This is a genomic window from Sphingomonas sp. (assembly GCF_013812825.1).
In the GTDB taxonomy this organism is placed as follows: Bacteria; Pseudomonadota; Alphaproteobacteria; order Sphingomonadales; family Sphingomonadaceae; genus Sphingomicrobium.
Genome location: NZ_JACCSU010000098.1, coordinates 1 through 6141 on the forward strand (window position 1 = coordinate 1; position 6141 = coordinate 6141).

Annotated in this window: 7 protein-coding genes; all 7 read left to right on the forward strand. The window is 66.3% G+C overall.

Annotation, left to right across the window (positions count from 1 at the left end; translation table 11 throughout):
* Positions 1-64: 64 nt before the first annotated feature.
* Complete coding sequence (locus H0T81_RS12610; RefSeq protein ID WP_294013810.1) at positions 65-1348, forward strand: MFS transporter; 1284 nt, start codon at positions 65-67, stop codon at positions 1346-1348.
* Between the two features lie 112 nt (positions 1349-1460).
* Complete coding sequence (locus H0T81_RS12615; protein ID WP_294013812.1) at positions 1461-2621, forward strand: hypothetical protein; 1161 nt, start codon at positions 1461-1463, stop codon at positions 2619-2621.
* Positions 2622-2741: 120 nt separating this feature from the next.
* The gene (locus tag H0T81_RS12620) at positions 2742-3311 is read left to right on the forward strand and encodes a fasciclin domain-containing protein (protein ID WP_294013814.1); all 570 of its coding nucleotides are present in this window, start codon (positions 2742-2744) and stop codon (positions 3309-3311) included.
* Positions 3312-3404: 93 nt separating this feature from the next.
* Positions 3405-4508, forward strand: a complete 1104-nt coding sequence (gene dnaN, locus H0T81_RS12625; RefSeq protein WP_294013816.1) for a DNA polymerase III subunit beta — start codon at positions 3405-3407, stop codon at positions 4506-4508.
* A 179-nt stretch (positions 4509-4687) separates the two neighbouring features.
* A complete protein-coding gene (locus H0T81_RS12630; protein ID WP_294013818.1) occupies positions 4688-5011 on the forward strand; it encodes a hypothetical protein in 324 nt (107 codons plus the stop codon).
* 21 nt (positions 5012-5032) lie between these two features.
* Complete coding sequence (locus H0T81_RS12635) at positions 5033-5353, forward strand: hypothetical protein (RefSeq protein WP_294013820.1); 321 nt, start codon at positions 5033-5035, stop codon at positions 5351-5353.
* A gap of 17 nt (positions 5354-5370) precedes the next feature.
* Positions 5371-6141 (forward strand): AAA family ATPase (locus H0T81_RS12640; protein ID WP_294013822.1); only part of this gene is annotated, 771 nt, incomplete at its 3' end.

Here is a 6141-nt window from a genome sequence, read left to right on the forward strand (position 1 = left end):
GCCTCGGCCTGTATCACGACGAGCAGGACATCGGCCGGCTCGCGCAATTGCTGGAGGGACTGACTTGACGAGGACCGACGCCCCCAGGCTGCGCAGCCCCAATCTCGTCCTGGCGTTGCTGCTTCTCGCCTACATCTTCAACTTTCTCGACCGGCAGATCCTCGGCATCCTCGCCGGTCCGATCATCGCCGACCTGAAGCTCACCGATGCCGAGTTCGGGGCGATCGCCGGCCTCGCCTTCGCGATCCTCTACTCGGTGCTCGCGGTGCCCCTGGCGATGATCGCCGACCGCACCAGCCGAAGCCGGGTCATCGCCACGGCGCTGGTCGTGTGGAGCGGCTTCACGGCGCTGTGCGGAACCGCGACCAGCTTTCTCCAGCTGTTCCTCTTCCGGCTCGGAGTCGGGGTCGGCGAGGCGGGCGGAGTGGCGCCTTCCTATGCGCTGATTGCCGATTACTTCCCGGCCCACAAGCGCGCCCGGGCGCTGGCCATCTTCTCGCTCGGGGTGCCGCTCGGCCTGGCCGCCGGGACCTTGATCGGCGCCTATCTCGCCTGGTGGATCGACTGGCGAGCGGCGTTCATCGTCATGGGGGTTGCCGGAATCGCGCTTGCTCCCGTCATGCTGCTCATCGTCCGCGACAAGCCGCGCGACCTTAGCGAAGCGTCGTCCGCTCCGCCCCTCCTGTCGACGTTCGGGATCATCGCCCGCAAGCCGAGCTTCTGGCTGATGGCCACGGCCGCCTCGTGCAGCTCGCTAGCGGGCTACGGCCTCGCGCTGTGGACTCCGACGGTGCTCGAGCGCAGCTTCGACCTCAGCATCACCGCGCGCGGCGGGTTCCTCGCCTCCATCTTCCTCATCGGCGGAACCGCGGGCGTGTTCGCCGGCGGCTGGCTCGCCGACCGCCTCGGCGCCACGGACCGCTCCTGGTACGCTCGACTGCCGGCGATTGCCTGGCTGATCACCGCTCCGACCTTCGCCGCCGGCTTGCTGGTGCAGGATTTGAGGCTGGTGTGGGTGCTGCTGCTGATCCCCAATGCGCTCAACATCCTGTGGCTCGGGCCGGTCGTGACCGCGGTCCAGCATCTCGTTCCCCGGCCCCTGCGCTCGACCGCTTCGGCCAGCTTCCTGCTGATCAACAATCTCGTCGGTCTCGGCGTCGGCCCGACCTTGATTGGCGCTTTGTCGGAGCTGTTCAAGGAACGTTTCGGAACCGAGGCGCTGCGCTACGCGGCGGTCAGCGTTCTCGGCTTCTACCTGCTGGCGGCGTTCCTGATGTTCTTCGCGGTCAAGCGCCTGCGTTCGGACTGGATCGACGATCCGGAAGCCTCGCCCGCCGCAACAGCCTGAACGCACTTGTAATTCCGCGTTCATCGTGGCGCGACCAGCCCCCGAATCCGCCGGTCGAGCGACGGAACAGGGGCTCTCGCCGTCCGTTCTACCCGCTCAAAGGAGTCACACCATGACCAAGTTCTTTCTAGCCGCCGGCGTTGCCGCGCTGGCGATCGCCGCACCGGTTTCCGCCGACCCTGGCAAGGGCGGCGGCAAGGGAGGCGGCAAGTCCGACGCCGCCAAGGCCGAGCGTGGCGGCGGCAAGGGCCAGGCCGCCAAGGCCGAACGCGGCGGCGGCAAGGACTTCAAGGCCAAGGGTTCCGACCGCGAATTCAAGTCCGCGAACAAGTGGAAGGGCAACGACCGCTCGGCCAAGGCCGAATTCAAGGCCCGCGATCGCGACGACGACCGCCGCTTCGCCAAGTTCGACCGCAAGGACCGCGACGAAGCCCGCGACCGCGACTTCGACGACGACCGCTTCGACGGCAGGTTCCGCACTGCCCATTGGGACGACGACGGCAATTGGTGCCCGCCGGGCCACGCCAAGAACCCGCAGTGCATGCCGCCGGGTCAGTACAAGAAATGGGCCCTGGGCCGGGCGCTTCCGGCCGGCTACCGCGATCGCCTGTTGCCGCTCGGGCTGAGGGATCTCTACCGTGACGACGACGATCATTACTATCGTTACGCCAACGGCTATGCCTACCGGGTGGACCGCGACACCAACCTGATCGCGGCGCTGCTGCCGCTGTTCGGCGGCGGGCTGATGCCCGGCCAGATGTTCCCGTCGGCGTTCAACAACAACTCGATGCCGCAGCACTTCCAGTCGTTCTATCCCAACACCCAGGACGATTATTTCAAGTACGCCAACGGCTATGTGTACGAGGTCGACCGCGACACCGGCAGGATCGAAAGCATGGTGCCGCTGATGGCCAACGGCTACGGCATGGGCCAGATGCTGCCGCTCAGCTACTCGGCCTACAACGTGCCGCAACAGTATCGCAGCTACTATCCCGACGGCGGCAATTCCATGTACCGCTACGCTCCGGGCGCCATCTACCAGGTGGACCCGCAGACTCGGCTGATTACCTCGGTTGCGTCACTATTGGGCGGGCAGGGCCTCAGCGTCGGCCAGCCTCTGCCGACGGGCTACGGCGCCTACAACGTGCCCCTCGCGTACCGCGGCCAATATGCCGACAGTTCGGACGCCTGGTACCGGTACAACAATGGCAACATCTACCAGGTCGACCCGACGACTCAGCTGGTGACCGCGCTCATCCGCGCGATCATCTAAAAAAAGCTGCTATGGATCGCGATGGCCGGCATTGGGTTCCCATCAAAGTACGACTTTGATGGGAACCCAATGCGTTGCCGGGCCATTGCGTAGACAAAACAAAACAGGAGGAACTTGGGGATGACCAGAACCGCGCTTGCGCTTGGACTGGCCGCGGCGGCTCTTGCTCTCAACGCCTGTGACAAGGCCGACCAGCCGGGCGGCGCTCCGGCGGGCGATGCCAAGGATTCGGCCGGCGCCAAGACGATCGCCGCCGGCATCGACCAGGACAGCCGCTTCTTCGCCGCCGCCAAGGCCGCCGGGCTCGACGCGACGCTGGCCGGGCCGGGCCCGTACACGGTGCTGGTTCCCGACGACCCGGCGTTCGGCAAGCTGCCGTCGGGCACCGCGGACAATTGGATGAAGCCCGAATCGCGCGCCCAGCTGACCGGCGTCCTCACCAATCATATCCTGCCCGGCACCATCCTTGCCGACGACATCGGCAAGGCGATCGACAACGGCAAGGGCAAGGCGATCCTCGCCACCATGGGCGGCGGCACGCTGACCGCGACGCGCGAGGGCGGCAAGATCGTGCTGACCGACGGCGCCGGCACCAAGGCGACCGTGACCAGGGCCGACGACCAGCATTCGAACGGCGTCGTCCACCACATCGACACGGTGCTGGTGCCCGCGCAGCAGGGCGCGGCTTAGAGCCACCTTTCCCACTGGGCGCCTTTCCCACTGGCAAGGGCGGCAAGCCTCGCTATAAAGCGGCGACGCGCTGAACGGGGCTAGGACGGAAAGATGAAGGCGACGATCGAACGGGCGACTTTGCTCAAGAGCCTGAGTCACGTCCAGTCGGTGGTCGAGCGGCGCAACACCATTCCGATCCTGTCGAATGTCCTGGTCGAAGCCAAGGAAGACGGCTCGATCCGGCTGATGGCGACCGACCTCGACCTCCAGGTCGACGAGAGCGTCGCGGCCAACGTCGCCCAAGCCGGAGCGACCACCGTTTCGGCGCACACCTTGTTCGACATCGTCCGCAAGCTGCCCGAGGGAAGCCAGGTTGAGCTGACCGCGGCCGAAGGCAAGATGCAGGTCAATTCCGGCCGCTCGCGCTTCAACCTGTCGACCCTTCCGCGCGACGATTTCCCGGTCATCGCGGAAGGCGACCTGCCGACCCGCTTCGAGCTTCCGGCGGCGACTTTGCGCCAAGTGATCGACAAGACCCGGTTCGCGATCTCGACCGAGGAGACGCGCTATTATCTGATGGGTATTTTCCTCCACGTCGCCGACGACCTGCTGAAGGCGGCGGCGACCGACGGCCACCGGCTGGCGCGGGTCACCGTTCCCAAGCCCGACGGGGCGGACGGAATGCCCGACGTGATCGTGCCCCGCAAATGCGTCGCCGAGCTGCGCAAGCTGCTCGACGAGGTCGAGGGCACGGTCGAAGTGTCCCTGTCGCCGACCAAGGTCCGCTTCGGCCTCGGCAGCGCGGTCCTGACCAGCAAGCTGATCGACGGCACCTTCCCCGACTACAACCGGGTGATCCCGACGGCCAACGACAAGCTCCTCAAGCTCGACCCGAAGAGCTTCATGCAGGGCGTCGACCGGGTCTCGACCATCGCCAGCGAAAAGACCCGGGCGGTCAAGATGAGCCTCGACCGTGACAAGGTCACCTTGTCGGTGACCAGCCCGGAGAACGGCCTGGCGACCGAGGAGCTGCCCGCCGATTACGGCTCCGACGGGCTCGAGATCGGCTTCAACGCCCGCTACCTGATGGACATCCTCCACGAGATCGAAGGCGACAGCGTCGAGGTCCACCTGGCCGACGCCGCCGCCCCCACGCTCCTGCGCGAGAACGACAAGTCGAACGCGCTCTACGTGCTGATGCCGATGCGGGTGTGACGATTGAGCTAGAGTCCGCGGACCTCTTTGACGTGCGCTTGCCAGCGTACCTGTTGAGTCTTTCGGATGGCCCCGGGAACCACCTAACCCTCGTAATCGAGGAAGCTACAGGTCTTGGGCCCCCAGGTGCACCAATCGAGGTCCCCTCGTCGCCCACAGACGAGGAGTTCAACGAGATCATGGCAAATGCTCAGGCAATCGAGCCTGGACCCGGCGATCGCGTGATCGAAGTAATATGGGAACAGCCGGTGTCCTACGCTGTCACGGACGAATCCTTCGCAGGATTAGAGCGCGATGGTCAGACAGCAGACGGCCGGGTCGCGCGAATCGTCGATGACAGCTGGTTCGACGATTTCGTTAAGGCTTCGACTTGGGCAGACGCCACCTTTCCGGGGCCATTGCGCCACTACAGCATCGTTACCAACAATCACTGCGTGAATGTGATCTCGGCCAACGAACCGCAAGTGAAGTTGGTGAGCGTGTATGGCTCAACGACCGAATAGCTCGGCTTTGGAGCACAATTGGTGACCATCTGCCGCCTGTGGCGCGGGTGGACGAGCCCGGACAATGCCGACGCCTACGAGCGGATCGTCCGCGGCGAGGTGATCCCCGGCATCGAGGCGCGGCGCATTCCCGGCTTCCGGCACATCGACTTGATGCGCCGCGACGACGGCGGCGAGGTTGAGTTCGTCACCCTGATGTGGTTCGATGGCCTGGATTCGATCAAGGCGTTCGTCGGCGAGGATCATGACGTCGCCCATGTCCCGGACGCAGCGCGCTCGGTGTTGGCGCGATTCGATGCTCGAGTCGCCCATTTCGAGGTCCTCGACCGCCGCCCGCAATAACGTCTAAGCCCGGGCGGGTGCGCGTCGCCCGTCTCGCCTTGACCGATTTCCGCTCCTACGCGGCCGCGCTGGTCGAGCCCGGGCCCGGCTTCGTCCTGCTGTCGGGCGACAACGGCGCGGGCAAGACCAACATGCTCGAGGCGGTGTCCCTGCTCACTCCCGGCCGCGGCCTTCGCGGCGCGCCGCTCGCGGAAATGGCGCGCAGCGACGGCCCCGGCGGGTTTGCGGTCAGTTCGAGATTGAACGGATCTGTGGAAATCGGCACCGGCACCGTCGCCACCGCGCCCGAGCGGCGGCAGGTGCGGATCAACGGCGCGGCGGCGGCCGTCAACTCGCTGTCCGAATGGCTGTCGGTGCTGTGGCTGACCCCGGCGATGGACCGGTTGTTCGCCGACAGCGCTGGCAATCGGCGGCGCTTCCTCGACCGCCTGACGCTGGCACTCGAACCCGGGCATGCGAGCCACGCGGCGCGATATGAAGCGGCGATGCGGGCGCGCAACAAATTGCTTGCCGAACCCGAGGGCGCCGACGCCTCGTGGCTTGCCGCGCTTGAGGCAGGAATGGCCGAGCACGGTATAATGCTCGGCGAAGCGCGGTCGCGGACCGTTGGCGCGCTTGGCGAGGCGATGGCGGAGCAGGCCAGCGACGATTTTCCGCGTGCCGCGCTGGCGCTGGACGGGTGGGATGGCGGCGATCTGGCGGTGCAGTTGAAGACAAGCCGGGGGCGCGACGCCGGCGCAGGCCGCGCGACGGTCGGCCCCCATCGTCAGGACCTTGCAGTCACCCAT

Bases quoted from the DNA above. Each gene is read 5' to 3' on its own strand.
- H0T81_RS12615 (WP_294013812.1), top strand. From the start codon at position 1,461: ATGACCAAGTTCTTTCTAGCCGCCGGCGTTGCCGCGCTGGCGATCGCC.
- H0T81_RS12620 (WP_294013814.1), top strand. From the start codon at position 2,742: ATGACCAGAACCGCGCTTGCGCTTGGACTGGCCGCGGCGGCTCTTGCT.
- dnaN (WP_294013816.1), top strand. From the start codon at position 3,405: ATGAAGGCGACGATCGAACGGGCGACTTTGCTCAAGAGCCTGAGTCAC.
- H0T81_RS12630 (WP_294013818.1), top strand. From the start codon at position 4,688: ATGGCAAATGCTCAGGCAATCGAGCCTGGACCCGGCGATCGCGTGATC.